The following is a 16927-nucleotide window of genomic DNA, read 5'->3' as shown; positions in this document are numbered from 1 at the left end:
TTTTTTCTTTTATAAAATTACCTAAAACCTAATAATCACACCTTACTAACTAATAGTAAAAGAAAATTAAAAACTCCTTATTATGGCATTAAATTTGTTACACTCTTTCACTTAAAATTTAAAATTTAAATTAATTTAAACTAAATTACTATGAAAAATTTCACTTTAAGTGTATTGTTTTTATTTGCTATGTTAAACATATCATTTGCTCAAGAAAAAGAAAAAAGACAAGAGGTTGGTATTAATTTCACATCCCTAAACAACTTCGGAGTTACCTATAAAATAGGTACTTCTAAAAACCTATGGCGTTTTAATATTTTAGCTATAAATTTTAACAACAACAAAGACGAAGAAGCAAACACACAACAACAAGTTCACGAAAATTATAATCAGGGAGCAGGAATCAGCATTGGTAAAGAATTTAGGAAAGTTATTACTAAAAACTTAGAATTTCGTTATGGTTTTGATGTTGCTTTTAATTATAACTGGTCTAAAAATATTAATAAAAATAATAATGACTACTATGAGAGTGAAAGAACAATATACACTCCTTCTTTAATTGGTGTTATTGGTGCTAACTATATTTTTAGTGATAACTTAGCTTTTGGAGTAGAATTACTACCTCGCTTTAGTTATAGAACTGGAAAAAATAGAATAGTAAATGGTGGTGCCGAAACTAAAGGGGATATTTCTGGATTTGGATTTAACCTAAACAATGATGTTGCACGATTATCTTTATCATACAGGTTTTAAATTAACTGCTATGACAAATACTCAATAATAAAAACACAAAGGATTTATTTATAAAAAAATATAGTCTTAAGTTTAAGCCTCGCATTTTACGTGGCTTTTCTTTTACCCTTATTTTAAATGTAAACAATTACTTCTACCCTCTTTTTATTATATTCTTTTGTAACACTTAGCCAGCAAACAAATTCTGAAAAAATTAATTTGTTAAAACAAGTTAACTAAAGATAAAGCAATGTTTGAAAATATTGTATGGATAAAAACAGCATCCAAAATCAAGAATATTAATTTTAGCATAGAAAGCAAAGTGATTTTATTCTTCAAAAAATGAAAGATAAATATATCTCAGTAGATTTTATATTATATGAAGAAAGTATGACTGATCATTGTTTACATCAAAATGTATATTAGAACAACACCTTAAATTAAATTACAATCCTAAGCCATGAGTTATTCGAATAGAATAATTATCTTAATATGACCACATAGTTACGACTCCCTAAATCAAAATTTAGAATAGCATTATTTTCTATAGCTCCATAAGCTTTCTTTTTAAAGCACTTATAAATTTACAACATAAGCTAAACTATGAACGTTTTTTTTAAACTAAGCATACCAAAAACAAATTAAAATGATTTTCCAACATTCATAAATATTTTAGTAATTTCGAACTTCTAAATAGAGATAATGAAAGTCTGTATCGCAGAGAAACCAAGTGTAGCACGAGAAATTGCTAATATATTAGGAGCCAATACCAAACGAGACGGATATTTCGAAGGTAATGGCTATGCAGTTACCTATACTTTTGGTCATTTATGTACTCTTTTAGAACCTAAAGATTACAAAGCGCATTGGAAAAGTTGGGATTTAAATAATTTACCAATGCTTCCCGAACGTTTTGACACCAAAGTAACGAACGATGGAGGTATTCAAAAACAATTTAATATCGTTAAATCTTTATTTGAAAGAGCTGATGTTGTTATTAATTGTGGGGATGCAGGAACAGAAGGAGAATTAATACAACGCTGGGTAATAAACCAGGCAAATTATAAAGGTGAAGTACAACGTTTATGGATTTCTTCTTTAACTGAAGAAGCTATTAGAGAAGGTTTTAATAATTTAAAACCTTCTGAACAATACGATAATTTGTATTATGCTGGTTTTTCACGTGCCATTGGCGATTGGTTATTAGGATTAAATGCAACTCGATTATATACCGTTAAATTTGGTGGATACAAACAAGTATTATCTGTAGGTAGAGTACAAACTCCTACCCTAGCCATGCTCGTTAATCGATTTAAAGAAATTGAAAACTTTAAACCACAACCTTATTGGGAACTGCAAACTTTATATCGTGAAACACTATTTAGTTATGAAGAAGGTCGTTTTCTTAAAAAAGAAGAAGGTCAAGTTTTTGCAGATAAAGTAAAAGAAAGTGATTTTGAAATCACGTCGGTTACCAAAAAGAAAGGAAAAGAATATGCGCCTAAATTATTCGATTTAACAGGTTTACAAGTATACTGTAATAATAAGTTTGGGTTTTCTGCCGATGAAACATTAAAAATGGTTCAAAAGCTTTATGAAATGAAAGTAGTAACCTATCCAAGAGTTGATACAACCTTTTTACCAAATGATGTGTATCCGAAAATAGCAGGTATTTTAAGTAAATTAACAAACTATAGTCAATTAACAAAACCGTTATTAGGTCAGAAAATAAAGAAATCTAAAAAGGTTTTTGATGATAAAAAAGTAACAGATCACCACGCTATTATTCCTACTGGAATTCAGAATAATTTACAATACAATCAGCAACAAGTGTATGATATTATTACACGTCGTTTTATTGCTGTTTTTTATCCAGAAAGTGAAGTCGCAAATACCGCTGTAATTGGTGAAGTTGATAAAATATCCTTTAAAACAAGCGGAAAAGAAATTTTATCTAAAGGTTGGCGCATTGTTTTCGAACATGGAAATGATTCTAAAAAAACAACAGATGCTACACTCCCTACTTTTGTAAAAGGAGAAAAAGGACCGCATGAACCTAGCTTTTTAGAGAAAGAGACCAAACCGCCTCGTAATTATACGGAGGCAAGTTTACTACGTGCTATGGAAACGGCAGGTAAACAAGTTGATGATGATGAAATGCGTGAACTAATGAAAGAGAACGGTATCGGTCGTCCTTCTACACGTGCAAGTATTATTGAAACTTTATTTAGAAGAAAATATATAGCTCGTCAAAAAAAATTAGTGATCCCTACTCAAACAGGAATCGATTTAATTGATTTGATTGATAATGAATTATTAAAATCTGCAGAATTAACGGGGCGTTGGGAAAAACGTTTAAAAGAAATTGAACGAGGTGAATTTAACGCTGGAACTTTCATTAATAACATGAAAAAAATGGTGGATGAGTTGGTCTATGAAGTTCGCTCAAACACTAAAATTAAACGTCTTTCTTCTGAAAATGAAACACCTAAAGTTACTGAAAAAAAAGAAGCTCCAAAGAAAAAAACAGTTGTAAGTAAAGAGTGTCCTAAATGTAAAAAAGGAAAATTACTAAAAGGAAGTACTGCTTATGGATGTTCTGGATACAAAAATGGTTGTGATTTTAAATTGCCTTTTGATTTTATGGATAAAAAAATATCTGAAAATCAATTAATTCGTCTCATTGATAAAGGCTGTACTACTAACTTAAAAGGTTTTAAACAAGGTGATGCAAAAATTGAAGGCTTAGTTCGTTTTGATGATGTTTTTAATTTAAAACTAGAACCTAAACAAGTGTCAGTTCGAGCGGAATCGAGAACAACTGAAACCCCAGATACTATTACATGTCCAAAATGTAAAAAAGGAACTGTTTTAAAAGGGAAATCGGCTTATGGGTGTTCAGATTATAAAAATGGATGTAAGTTTGTTTTTACTTTTGATAACATCAAAAAAATGGCTAATGGGCAACCGCTAACTAAAGAGCTAGTATTAAGAATCATAAGTTCTAATTAACTTTCTTATTTCTTTTTATCAGAAATACTCCAATAATAATTAGGGCTAAGCTAATCACTATGTTTTCCCAAGACTTGTCAACGTATCCTCCCCAACCATAAAACCCATCTCTTTTATAAAAAAGGACTAAGACTCCTACTAGAATAATTAAAAGCCCTATTGCTTTATTTTCTTTCATTGTGATAATACTCAATTAACTTATCAGGGTTTTTAATGGTATTTTTTATCCATTCAAAATACAAAACTCTTTTTTCTTCAACAGATAACTCCCAATTCACGGCTGTTTTTCTTAAACGAGAAGTTACATCGTTTAAAGTTATAGCAGCCGCAACCGATATATTTAAACTTTCGGTAAAACCAACCATTGGTATTTTTAAAAAACCATCAGCTTCCTGTTTTATATAATCAGAAATTCCGTCTTTTTCAGCTCCAAATACAAAAGCAGACTTCTTTGTTACATCAAAATCAGCCAATACACAAGAATCGGTATGTGGTGTTGTACCAATAATTTGATATCCTTTTGCTCGTAAATCTTCTAAACAAGCTTTGGTATTATCACCATCTTCTTTGTACCTATTAATATTTAACCATTTCTGACTTCCTTTTGCAACATGCCTAGATACTTTGTTTGTAAACCTATTCTCAATAGCATATACATCTTGAACTCCAAAAATATCACAGCTTCTTACAACTGCACTTGCATTATGTGGTTGAAATATATCCTCTAACACAACCGCAAAATGGCGTGTTCTCTTATTTAACACCTTGTTAAATGTGTCTTTACGTTTATCTGTAATAAAACCTTCTAAATACGCTAATAATCCTTCATCAATCATAGAGCAAACATACTAAAATTTCATATTTTAGTTTCATAAAAATTCATAATGAGTAATTTTTAAAAAAATAGATAACTTTAATAGAATTTATTATCCTGCCTACATAAATTCCTTTAGCCATATACCTTTTCTTTTTAAGAAAAACTTCTTTCAAGTTAATATATACTCTAAATTAATGTAATTTTGAATTTATATGAGCACACTTTTAAATAACAATAATTGGCAATCACAAAAAATTAATCAAGCAATTATAATAGTTATCGCTTTATTAGATTCAATACTATTTAACTTACATAAAGCACTATCAGTATTTAATAATTTTTCATCAGAAAGTAACAACACTTTAAATACACCTTTATTAGATATAGTATTTAGATTGATATTTCTATTTTCAGTTTCTTGGTTCATACTTCAACTAAATACTAATTGGTATAAACATTTAAAGAATAAAAATTTCTCTATAGAAATAGGTATCTATACAATTGTTCATATAGTCTTATTTTTTATTGTCATTAAACTTTTTCTTCTTATTTCACCATTTATTACAAAACAAGAAGCTTCAAAATCTGAAATTGAGCTGCTATATTTTGGTTATACTATAATTTTTTTAACATTAATTTTTATAGCTAAATTGTTACGTTATCAAGTTATTCACAAAAATGATTTAATTGAAAAAGAAGCACTTAAAATACATAGTTTACAAAATGAATTAATGGCTTTGAAGAATCAGGTAAATCCTCATTTTTTATTCAACTCTTTAAACTCTTTGAGTGCTTTAGTTAGAGATAATGAAGAAGCAACAACATTTATTACTAAATTATCTTATCTATACAGATACATATTACAAAGTGGAGAAAAAGATGTAGTTACTTTAGAAGAAGAATTAGATTTTTTAAAAAACTATGTTCATTTAATAAAAGCAAGATATAAGGATAGAGTTTCAGTAAATGTTAATATTCAAGAACATTTATTAAACTATAAAATTCCTGTTTTATCTTTACAATTACTTGTTGAAAACGCAGTAAAGCATAACGAAACGTCAAAAGAAAACCCTTTAATTGTTAAAGTATTTAATCAAGAAAATACACTAATAGTTCAAAACGAAATAAAACCAAGAATTACATTCGGCCCTACTACAGGAAAAGGATTAAAAAATATACAAAAACGTTTTTCTTTGTTAATGAAAGACACTATAACTATTGACAAGGCAAATAATAATTTTAAAGTTAAACTACCATTATAATGAAAGTTGTAATTATAGAAGATGAAATAACCGCAAGTGAACAGTTAGAGTTTTTATTAAATAAAATAGATCAGAATATAGAGGTTTTAAAAGTTTTAGATTCTGTAAAATCTAGTATTTCTTATTTATCCAAACCTAATGATGCTGATTTACTTTTTATGGATATTCACTTATCTGATGGTATTTCTTTTGAAATATTTAAGCAAGTAAATATAACTACCCCTATAATTTTTACTACTGCTTATGATCAATATGCAATTAAAGCTTTTAAAGTAAATAGTGTAGATTATTTATTGAAACCAATAAATAAAGAAGAATTAGAAAAAGCTATTAGTAAGTTTAAACAATTAAACAATACACCTGAAGTAGCTAAAACTCAAACGCAAGTTCAAGGACTTTTAGATCTTCTTAAAAAAGAAAACCCAACATATAAAACAACATACCTTGTTCAGAAACAAGATACGCTACTACCTATAAAAATAAATGATATTGCTTTTTTTACTATTGATACAGGTATAATTAGAGCTGTTACTTTTAATAATAAATCATTTATAATCAATGAAAAATTAGAAGATATTGAAGAGGATGTTAATCCAATACAATTTTACAGAGTAAATAGACAGTTTATAATTAACAAAGATTCTATAGTAAACATAAAACCCTATTTTACAGGTAAGTTAATATTAAATACAAATCCTATTAATAAAGAAAAAATTGTAATTAGTAGAGCGAAATCTAAAGATTTTAAAGACTGGATTAATTCTTAAAATAAATTTCACCTTTTAATTTTTTTTATCAATCTTTTTTATTTGTAACTACAGATTGATTAATGTATTTACCAACAACAATGGCTGTAATAACAACTAAATACATTTGCCCCATTAAACCAATTAATATGGTTGCTTTCTGAGCTAAAGTAGTTACAGGTAATATGTCACCATATCCAATAGTTAATAAGGTTATATAGCTAAAATACATCAATTGTTCTGTTAAAGCATCAGTATTAGAAACCATCACTTTTAAACCTTCGAAAGAACCAGGATTTGAAATTTCTATTGCTAGACAGATAAAAAAACCAATTAATCCTAATGAGATATAACCACTTATTAGCCCAAAAATAACATTTCTATCTACAATTTTAGCTAGCCAAACTTGTTTAATTAATTGTGTAGCGACAAAACCATAAAACAAAAAATACCCTCCCATTTTTATGTATCTGAATAGCAATTTTTTTTCTTCTAACTTAAAAATAAAATTTAAGAAGAGTATACATAAAAGCCCTATAAAAAACCATAAAAAAAATTTGCTTTTTGAGACTAAAACAATACCTGCAACAATATTTATTAGGAAAAATATAGATAGTATTAAACTTTCAAAAACACCAGAAGGAATTAATAATGAACCAAATAATATTACTATTTGGCTAATAAAGAAAATACTAAATCGATGTGAATATAATCGTTCTAACATTTTAATTCAGTAAATCTTCATTAAACTCATAATCCTTATAATCTACTTTATACATTACACTATAAAATGCGGGTATAAACAACAACGTAATTACAGTACCAAACAATAAGCCAATCATAATGGTTACTGCCATAGGTTCCCACATTTCACCTCCTCCAAGATACAATGGTATTAAACCTAATACAGTTGTAAATGTTGCTAATAATATAGGCCTGAAACGCTGTAAACAAGCTGCTATAATGGCATCTTGTGGTTTTCTTTTTAATTCGTTTTCTTCTATTTCAATTCTATCCACTAGTACGATAGCGTTATTAATAACAATTCCTGCTAATGAAATTACACCTAAAAATGCCATAAAGCCAAATGGTACACCAAATAATAGTAAACCTAAAACCATACCTATAACACCTAAAGGAATCGTACACACTATCATTATCATTTTTCTAAAAGAATTAAATTGAATGATTAACAACATAACAATTATAAATGCTGATAAAGGTAAATAGTTAGCAACAGCTCCCATATTCTCTGCTGAACTTTTAGCATCACCTCCTAGCTCGTAATTATAATCTTTACCCCAAGCTTCTTTTTGTTTTTCTAACCAAGGTGTTATAGCTTGTGTAACTTCTGAAGCATTACCCGTAATTGTTAACTCACTCGATACTTTAATTGTTCTAGTTAAGTCAACACGCTTAATTTTTGAGTATTGCCATTCAGGTACTATAGAAGCTACTTGTAATAAAGGCACACTCTTTCCAGAGTTTTGTGCATAAATGTTTAAAGTTTCTAATGACGATAATGATTGCTGCTTCTTTTGATCGCTCTTCATTACAATAGGAATAGATTTATCTCCTTCTCTATATTCTCCTGCTTGAAAACCATCTAAAACAGTTTGCAAAGACGTTGCAATATCTTTATTTGTTACTCCAGCGGTTTGTGCTTTATTAGCATCAATATCAATAACAAACTTTTTACCTTTTGGGCCCCAATCGTCTTTAATATTTTTAGTACCTGAAATTGTAAATAGTTTTGCTTTTATAGCTTCAGAAATACTTGCTAGTTTATCAGGATTATCACCAGATACTTCAATTTCTACAGGCGTTCCACCACCACCAGAACCAAGTAAACCTACCTTAATGTCGGCATTCGGAAAGTTTTCAAACCCAAAAGCATCTAGTTTTTCAACCATTAGATTATTAACTAAAAAAGAGGATGTATTTATTAAAATATGAGCATAATTAGAATTCGCTTCATCTGCATTATACCCTAAATCATAAGCAGCCGGTCCTTCTCCAATATAAGCTGACCAATCTACAATTCCATCAGTTTTACTAGCTGTTACTTTTAAATCAGATAACATATAATCTTCAAGGGCATTAACAACTGCGGTCGTGCTTTCAATTTTTGTACCTTCTGGTAAATTAATGTCTACAGTTATCATATTACGATCACTATCTGGAAAAAAAACAAAACTTAAAAATCCAAATCCAAAAATAGATAAGAAAAACATGAATACAATTAAGATTAAAACAGATTTTTTCCAAGATAACGCTAAAAGAATAAGGTCTTTATATTTATTTTTAAGTCCGTTAATTAGTTTATCTAAAAAGCTAACTTTCCCAACTTCTTTGGGCTTTACTTTTAAGAAAAACACACAGAATAACGTAACGATACTCAACGCAATTACCCAAGATGCTAGCAATGCAATAGTAATAACAACAAAAATTGGTCCCATTATATCACCCATTACAGATTCTGCCATAAAAAAAGCTAAGAATGCTGCAGATGTTGTTAATGTTGAAATTAATAAAGGTGTAAATAATTCTGAACAAGATTCTATTGCTGCTTTTTTAACAGGAATACCTTCTTCCATTTTTACCATAACCGATTCTGCAACCACAATAGCATTATCAACCATCATACCCAACGCCATAATTAATGCAGCTAGTGAAATTTGATTTAAGCCAATATCAATTAACCCCATTATCATTAAAGTTGTAATGGTTACAATAGGTATTAAACTTGCAATAACCAACCCTGTTCTTACACCTAAAAAGAAAAGCATTACAGCTAATACAATAGCAATAGCTTGTAAAAGATTACCTATAAAATTATTAATTTTTAAATCAATATAAGTATCTATTGATGCTAAACGAGACACCTCTAAACCAACTGGTAATTTATCCTTCCATTCAGCTAATATAACATCTAACTCCTCACCTAATTTGATAATGTTAGCTCCTTTTTTAAGTGAAACATGAAGTGAAATGGCATCTTTACCATTAATACGTACTTTTTGCTTTGGTGGGTTTATATATCCTTTCTTAACAGTAGTAATATCTTTTAAAGCTAATACTTGCCCATTTTGCCCAACAGGAATTAACATATTGCGAATAGATGCAATATCATTAAAATTCCCTGTTGGTTCTAAAATAATACGTTCTGATTCTACATTAATGGTTCCTCCAGAACTTAAAATATTAGTACCAGCAATAATATTTTGCAATTTACTAGCTGTTAATCCATATGTTTTTAAACGTATATTTTCAAATTCTACAAAGACACGTTCATCTTGCACACCTTTTAATTCTACTTTTGCAGCATCTTCTAATTTAATTAAATCATCTCTTAAATCATCTGCATAATCTTTCATTTCTGCATATGCAAAACCATCAGAGATTAACCCAACCGCAATTCCAAAAACCTCACCAATACCATCATCTTTTAACTGCGGATGTACATTATTTGGTAAACCTTGAACTGTACTCAACTTACGTCGTAACCTATCCCAAACAGGTTGTAATTCTTCAGGTTTAACCTCCATCTTTAACTCTACATTAACAATTGAGAGCCCAGTACGAGATGTACTTTTAACAGATTTTAATTCAGGTAATTCTTGTGCGATTTTTTCAATTTTATCACTAACCAATTCCTCTACTCGTTCAGGACTTGCTCCTGGAAAAGATGATACAATTGAGGCTACACGAATAGTATATGGTGGCATACTATCTCTTGATAATGATGTATAAAAAAGCACCCCCATAACCATTACAACTGCCAGTATACTTAAAACAACACGATTACGATTTATTGAAAACTCGGTAAGATTCATAGTTTATTTTTAAGTTTATTATTTTAACCTTACTTGCTGACCATCAAGTAAGGTTTGTAAGCCTGCTGTAGCTATTTTATCACCATTTTTTAAACCGCTTTTTACTTTAAAACCATCGGTTGTCAGTTCACCTAATTCTATATGATGTTTACTTACTTTACCTTTTTTACCATCTTTTGATGATATAATAAATACAAAGCGACCTTTACCATCTTCTCCAACAGCTTTTACAGGAATAATTAATGATTTATTAGCTATTACATTAACTTCAGAAAAATCAAAAGTTACGCTTGATGCCATTCCAGGTTTTATTTCCTCTAAAGGAGTATCTATACCTATTGATGCTTTATAAGTTGCTGCGTCAGTATCTATAATTGGAGACACTTCTATAACTTTTCCTGATAATATTTTACCTTCTAATGCTGAAAATTCTAATTTAGTAATCATACCAATAGTCACTTTATTTACGACTGTTTCAGGTAAACCAACTTCAATTTTCATTTCTTTACCTGCATTTAAAATTGCAAATTGATGTCCAGCTCCAACACGTTCACCTACTCTACCTTCGGTATCTGCTATCAATCCGTCTTTAGGTGCTTTTATAACTCCATAACTTAATTGTGTTGCTTGAATACTTTTGTTTCGTTTTGCACTTTCAAATTGATCTAAAGCTGTTTGATACGAATTTTTAGCTTGCTCGTAATCACTCAACGAATTACTTCCTTTTTCATATAAAGACTTTATACGATTAAGATTAGATTTTGAAGTATTCATTGACGATTTAGCACTTTTTAAAGCTGATACACTTTGCTCATAAGCTAAGCTTGCTTCTACATTATCAAGTTTTGCAATCACGTCTCCTTTTTTTACTTTTTGACCTTTACTTACATTCACTTTAGTAATGATTCCACTACCTCTAAAACTTAACTCTATTTCATCACCAGCTTTGGCAACTCCACTAAAAGTTCTTATCTTTTGCGTATTAACATCTCCAACAACTGTATATTTTACAGGCCTTAAAACAATTTTCTTAGTTTTTTCTTCTTCTTTACAAGATACAAAAGCAATTAAAGTTAATAAAATTATTGCTGTATATAGTTTAATTTTCATGATGGTAGCTGTTAGTTTTTACTTAAAAAATAAGCGTTAACATTTTGAATGAATTCTTGATTTTCTACTTCGGTATGGGCTAAAAAGAAATACCCAATAGTACGTTCTAATTTCATTGACGTTAGTAAATAATTGTAGTTTGCTGTAGCACTTCCTAATTGCGATTGTAAATAATTGTTTTGTGCATCAATTAATTGAATCACTGGTACCGCTCCTTGCTTATATGCGTTTTGCGTTAAGTCTAAACTTTCTTTAGCTGTATTTTCTGCTACTTTAGAAATTTCAATATTGGCTATCTGACTAATTAAATCTAGAATAATATCATTAACATTCTTTTCGATACTTAATTCAATATTCTGTTTCTCAAAACCTAATTGTTCTTCTTGTATTTTAGCTGTTTGACGTTTAATATTACGTTGATTTTGATTAAAAATTGGAAGTGACACATTCAATCCAAAATTATATGTTCCATCTGGAGCACTTGGAAAACCAGTTGGAAAAGTAGTTCCTTCTCCGGATTTTGAAATAGCTAAATTATACTGTCCTTGCAATGCTACTGTTGGAATAAAACGACCTGTATCATTTAATTTATAAGTACGTTTTGTAATGTTTAAATTATAATCTAAACTCTTTAATTCTGGTGCGTTTTTCTTAGCTTCTTCAACTAAAAAATCAATTAATGCTGGTTGTAATTTTGGATTATCTAAAATCGTATAAAAATCTTCGTACTTGTAATTTTTAAAAACACCTTGTGATAATACTGCATCAGCAATATCTATGTCTTTATTTATGGTCGTATTTGTTAATTGATTAATCGTAAAGAATGCTTGTTTAAGTTGATTTCGTGCATCTATAAGGTTTTGCGTATTTTGTGCTAATTGACTTTTAAAACGTAATACATCTGATTTCCCTGAAGCTCCACCTTCAAAATTTTGTTCTGCTAATTCTAAATTTCGTTTTGTTAACTGCAAGTTTTGATTCTGAATAGTGGCATTTGTTTTTAATATTAAAGCATTAAAATAAGCGACAGATGCATTCAATAAAGCATCTAACTCACTAGCGTTGTATTTTGCCTTTTCAGCCTTTTGTAATTCTTTTTGAATATCAACATTTGCTGATGCACTTTCAGAATAAATAAGTTGCTCGGCAACAATAGCTCCTGAAGTTGAAAACTCAGGATTTGTTCCATTAGATATTTTAGCAACCCTTGGATCTAAATAAACACCATTAACACTTGCTGTAACATTAGGTAAATAACCACTTTTAGCCAATTTTATATCTTGTTGAACTAACTCTATACCTTTTTTAGCTGAAGACAACCCTAAATTTCTATCAACAACACTATTCATTATATCTAAAAGAGATAAAGCATCTTTTTTATTAGGTTCTTCATTGCCTGCAATAAAGTCAGCAAAACCTAACATCGCATACCGTAGCGGAAAATCTATTTGTTTAGCTGTATTAAAGTTTATCGTTAATTTATTTTTATATTCTAATAGTATTGGCAATTCTGATGCATTTGTTCCATTTGTTATGGCTTCAATATTTAAAGCAATTCGTCTAAAAAATTGATCTAAATTTGTTTGTGGTTGATTGGTTGCCAAAATACCACGTTCAACATCTGCAATTCTATTAGCAGAAAATGAGGGTAATTTCTTAACATTTACGGTATTTATTAAACTTTTGAATTGTGTATTATTTAATTGAAAACCTCCTCCTAGATAAACAGCATCTAAACCATCTAATGACTCAGACATTAAACCTGTTTCGGTAATTCTAATAATTTTATATTGCTTTCCTTCTTTTGTAAAATAAGGTTCAAATACAGATTGAAGTGGTAATATATCAGCTACATAGTCATCAACTATAATCCCAATATTTTTATAATCGAATAATGTTTTAAAAGCCTCTAGATCTTTTTTATAAGATAAAGGCGTAATGATATATGTGATGTTATTAATTTGACTTGTTTTCTGCTCTGGTAAAAGGTTTATAAAATCAGAATTTATAGAACCAAAAACAATTGTTGGCTTTGCATAAGTTTTATACTGGTAAATAGCAATATTATCTAACACACCTAAAGATAAAATAATATCTACACCATTATTATCAACTAGCGATCTATAGTTTGTTTTTGCTTTTTCTAAATTATAGTTATTTTCCAACGGTTTATTAAAATTAATTATTTGGCCTTGCCCAAGAACAGCGCTAATCTCTGTTTTTAATTGTTCTAATAAAGGTTGAATTTCTGGAGTATTTTTATCTGTAAGAAGCCCTATAGTAATAGTTTGTGCATAGCTTAGATTAAAAATTAATACAAAAAACAAAAATGGTAGTATTTTTTTCATTTGCGACATAATAATACGTAAAATAAACATTTTAAATATATAACAATTAATTTACTTTCACCTTTTAAAGTTATATTCTCTTACGAAAAAGCTCTTTTTATTAAGGCGGGGATAAAGATAACTACTTAGGTTTCCGTATTCCTCTTTTTATTAAAAAATAACCGACAGAAAGTGCTATAATCAAAGAACTAATAGCCATAATAACAAAAGGTTTCATATGAGCTATATCCAAATCAATAACATGTCTTGATATTCCTATTAAAGCAACAAGTAATACGATTTCTACATGCACTATACCTTCTTTCAAATACATTTTTATAGTGTGTAATAATTCAACACCTATTAAGACAGATAAAAAACCGCCAAAGACCTTATGTAAATGTATTAATATATCATTTTCTATAGAAAATGAATCTTGTACTCCTAAAATAACGTCACTAAAAAGTAGTCCTATAAACATTATTACTGAGTAAATAACAACTGATAAAAGTGCTAATAATAAAATTACTAGAATCCCCTTTTCTATTATTTCTATACTTTTTATAACTTTTGTCTCAATTTTTTTCATTTGTTATAAATAATTGGTTTGTCTATTTTTTATAAATTTGTTTTACACTTAAAAAACTACTTAGTTATGAAATTAGCGATAGTTTTTTTACGAAATCTGATAACCTAATCAATTAATAATTTCACTATTTCTTTTGAAAAATCTTTAGAGATAGCTCTTAAATTCTTAGGGTTATCTATCTCTGAAATAATCACAGAAATTAACTGGTTATCATCCTTTTCTGTCAAATCAAAAACAACTGTTTCTAAAATATATTTTTTTACTTCAAAATTTTCAATACGTGCTGGTTTAGTTTGATAATAGTTATTTACATAGTCTATATAAAAATTACCACTATACTTATTATAAAAATAAACAGGATAACTTCTTACTGAATATTCAGCACTAGATTCTACTGATTTCGTATATTCTTGTATCTCCTTTAATGTTGTTAAAACCACTACATCAATATCTTTATTTTTAATTCTGTTCACTAATTCACTTTCTTCTATAACTGAAAGTTTTTTATTACTATCAATTACAGGAAAGCTCTTATAGCTTTCTATAGAATGTACTCCATTATCATTTAAACGATTTACGAGATTCTCTTCAAATTGCCTTCTTATTAAATTATCTTCTGTTTTACTAAAAACAATAATATTTTTGTTCTTTAAACCTAAAGACTTGTCCTTTTTCCATGAACTAAGTGTTTCAACTGACGAACAACTAAATTGTAATGCAGTTAATACTAATATTCCGAATGTTTTAAAAAATATTTTCACGATTACGATGTTTTAAAGTGATTAAAAATTGGTTTAATGCCTCAATGCATATCCTGCTCCACTACCTAACTCTTTTAAAGTTTTACTTATTTTTTTTAAAATTTCCATTCCCTTTTTATTTAATATTTCAACTATTTTATTAATTATATTAATCTTGATTGTTAAATTTTGAGTTGTCATAATTGTTTAGTTTTAAATTCTATACAAATATATCCTGAACCTCAAAAGCATACTATGAAGATCTAAGTGACTCGACAAAAATGAAAGGTGAAATGTATTTATTAGCAAGTGAATATAAATGAGCTATGTCAAAATTCAATGAATATAAAAATTGAATGAGATAATCAAAGAGGAATGGATTTAATACCAACTAATAATCCTTGATCAGCCACACAACAAATACACTAAAAATTCATACTTTAGTATCAAGAAAAATGATAATTAGTGTTTTTTCTAATAACTGAATAATAGCTCTTGTTATAACATAATAAATAGATGAAAAAAAGGTTGGTAATATTAACAGGTGCTGGTATTAGTGCTGAAAGTGGAATTGAAACTTTTAGAGGTGCTGATGGTTTATGGGAAGGTCATGATATTTACGAAGTTGCTTCACCACAAGGTTTTCGTGCAAACCCTGAATTAGTTCTCAATTTTTACAATCAACGCAGAAAACAACTACTTACTGTTTCACCTAATAAAGCACATGTAAATTTAGTTAAGTTAGAAGATAATTACCATGTTAATATTGTTACTCAGAATGTAGATGATTTACATGAACGTGCTGGTAGTACTAAAGTTTTACATTTACATGGTGAATTATTAAAATCGAGAAGTACTTTTGACAAAAATTTAGTTTATAACTGTACAAAAGATATTAGTCTTGGCAATCACTGTGAAAAAGATTCTCAATTACGGCCGCATATCGTATGGTTTGGTGAAGATGTACCAATGTTAGATAAAGCTATTGAAATTACTGCAAAAGCTGATATTTTAATAATAATTGGTACTTCAATGCAAGTATACCCTGCTGCGAGCTTAATTGATTATGTACCTGCAAGCACCCCTATTTACTTTATTGATCCAAAACCTGTTGTAAATAAAAACGCCTTTGATAATTTAACAATTATTAAAGACGTTGCTAGTTTAGGAACCGAACAATTACTTAAGATGTTAATCGATTAAAATATTCAAATATTTCTCCTTTAGAAATTGAACTTCCTTTTTCTATTAAGTCAAAAACTTCAATATTTCGTTCTTTGTCGTATTTTTTAGTACCTGTAAGAAATTCAATTTTATCATCATTAGGGTTTTTCATTAACCACTCAAAACCTTCTTGCTCTAATAAATTTATATCTTTATCTATATTAATAACGATACGATGAGTTTCTTTTTCATCACATTTAAATAAATTAACCACTTTCGGAGAAAAGTGTTCTAAATATTCGGTTTTATTAAGCACATCATCCCAAACAACGTCACTAAAAACATTCATTTCGTCTTCAGCCACTTGTGGTTTTTCTTCTTTTAATTCTTTCCATTCTTTTGCATTTATACTCTGAGATGCCAAAAAACGGGCAAATTCTTCATGCAATCCTTCAAATTGTTCTTTGGTAAGTTGTCTGTACTTCATTCGGCAATTTTAATAATAAATTAGGGTATGAGCAATTTTATTTATGAAAATTAATACTAAATAAAAAGAGAGTTCTAGCTAAAAAATGACAACACATATACTATG

The 16927-nt window shown here is 28.6% G+C and carries 14 protein-coding genes; 5 read left to right on the top strand and 9 right to left on the bottom strand.

Annotation, left to right across the window (positions count from 1 at the left end; translation table 11 throughout):
• Positions 1 to 150 precede the first annotated feature (150 nt).
• Both CXF68_RS11600 and CXF68_RS11595 read left to right on the top strand, forming a co-directional pair.
• On the top strand, positions 151 to 753 hold the full coding sequence (locus tag CXF68_RS11600) for a hypothetical protein (RefSeq protein ID WP_101044848.1): 603 nt from the start codon (positions 151 to 153) through the stop codon (positions 751 to 753).
• Positions 754 to 1434: 681 nt separating this feature from the next.
• The gene (locus CXF68_RS11595; RefSeq protein ID WP_101044846.1) at positions 1435 to 3744 is read left to right on the top strand and encodes a DNA topoisomerase 3; all 2310 of its coding nucleotides are present in this window, start codon (positions 1435 to 1437) and stop codon (positions 3742 to 3744) included.
• A 164-nt stretch (positions 3745 to 3908) separates the two neighbouring features.
• Here the strand turns inward: CXF68_RS11595 and CXF68_RS11585 are convergent, their stop codons facing one another.
• Complete coding sequence (locus tag CXF68_RS11585; RefSeq protein ID WP_101044841.1) at positions 3909 to 4580, bottom strand: RNA methyltransferase; 672 nt, start codon at positions 4578 to 4580, stop codon at positions 3909 to 3911.
• A gap of 193 nt (positions 4581 to 4773) precedes the next feature.
• On the opposite strand from CXF68_RS11585, the gene CXF68_RS11580 reads away from it, so the two are divergent.
• Complete coding sequence (locus CXF68_RS11580; protein ID WP_101044838.1) at positions 4774 to 5823, top strand: sensor histidine kinase; 1050 nt, start codon at positions 4774 to 4776, stop codon at positions 5821 to 5823.
• Entirely contained in the window at positions 5823 to 6590 is a 768-nt protein-coding gene (locus CXF68_RS11575) for a LytTR family DNA-binding domain-containing protein (protein ID WP_101044836.1), read from the top strand. The genes CXF68_RS11580 and CXF68_RS11575 overlap by 1 nt, the downstream gene beginning before the upstream one ends.
• Before the next feature lie 28 nt (positions 6591 to 6618).
• Here CXF68_RS11575 and CXF68_RS11570 read toward each other — a convergent pair whose 3' ends face one another.
• From CXF68_RS11570 to CXF68_RS20590, 7 genes are all read right to left on the bottom strand, one after another.
• A complete protein-coding gene (locus tag CXF68_RS11570) occupies positions 6619 to 7293 on the bottom strand; it encodes an ion channel (RefSeq protein ID WP_101044834.1) in 675 nt (224 codons plus the stop codon).
• Position 7294: 1 nt separating this feature from the next.
• Positions 7295 to 10405, bottom strand: a complete 3111-nt coding sequence (locus CXF68_RS11565) for an efflux RND transporter permease subunit (RefSeq protein WP_101044832.1) — start codon at positions 10403 to 10405, stop codon at positions 7295 to 7297.
• Between the two features lie 18 nt (positions 10406 to 10423).
• Positions 10424 to 11515, bottom strand: a complete 1092-nt coding sequence (locus CXF68_RS11560) for an efflux RND transporter periplasmic adaptor subunit (RefSeq protein WP_101044830.1) — start codon at positions 11513 to 11515, stop codon at positions 10424 to 10426.
• 11 nt (positions 11516 to 11526) lie between these two features.
• Positions 11527 to 13863 carry a TolC family protein gene (locus CXF68_RS11555; RefSeq protein WP_198553807.1) on the bottom strand — a complete coding sequence of 779 codons (2337 nt, stop codon included), beginning with the start codon at positions 13861 to 13863 and terminating at the stop codon, positions 11527 to 11529.
• Positions 13864 to 13984: 121 nt separating this feature from the next.
• Positions 13985 to 14431: a phosphate-starvation-inducible PsiE family protein gene (locus CXF68_RS11550; RefSeq protein ID WP_101044825.1), complete on the bottom strand. Its 447-nt coding sequence runs from the start codon at positions 14429 to 14431 to the stop codon at positions 13985 to 13987.
• Positions 14432 to 14535: 104 nt separating this feature from the next.
• Positions 14536 to 15192, bottom strand: a complete 657-nt coding sequence (locus CXF68_RS11545; protein WP_101044824.1) for a hypothetical protein — start codon at positions 15190 to 15192, stop codon at positions 14536 to 14538.
• Positions 15193 to 15225: 33 nt separating this feature from the next.
• Positions 15226 to 15372 carry a hypothetical protein gene (locus CXF68_RS20590; protein ID WP_157821912.1) on the bottom strand — a complete coding sequence of 49 codons (147 nt, stop codon included), beginning with the start codon at positions 15370 to 15372 and terminating at the stop codon, positions 15226 to 15228.
• Between the two features lie 315 nt (positions 15373 to 15687).
• On the opposite strand from CXF68_RS20590, the gene CXF68_RS11540 reads away from it, so the two are divergent.
• Positions 15688 to 16374, top strand: coding sequence for an NAD-dependent deacylase (locus CXF68_RS11540; RefSeq protein ID WP_101044822.1), 687 nt, complete (start codon positions 15688 to 15690; stop codon positions 16372 to 16374).
• Here CXF68_RS11540 and CXF68_RS11535 read toward each other — a convergent pair.
• Positions 16355 to 16822 carry a DUF6495 family protein gene (locus CXF68_RS11535; protein ID WP_101044820.1) on the bottom strand — a complete coding sequence of 156 codons (468 nt, stop codon included), beginning with the start codon at positions 16820 to 16822 and terminating at the stop codon, positions 16355 to 16357. The genes CXF68_RS11540 and CXF68_RS11535 overlap by 20 nt on opposite strands.
• Positions 16823 to 16927: the final 105 nt, after the last annotated feature.

It is taken from the genome of Tenacibaculum sp. Bg11-29 (assembly GCF_002836595.1).
Lineage (GTDB): Bacteria > Bacteroidota > Bacteroidia > Flavobacteriales > Flavobacteriaceae > Polaribacter.
The sequence above is the reverse complement of the archived record's forward strand: the minus strand, read 5'-3'. Positions and strand labels throughout refer to the sequence as shown.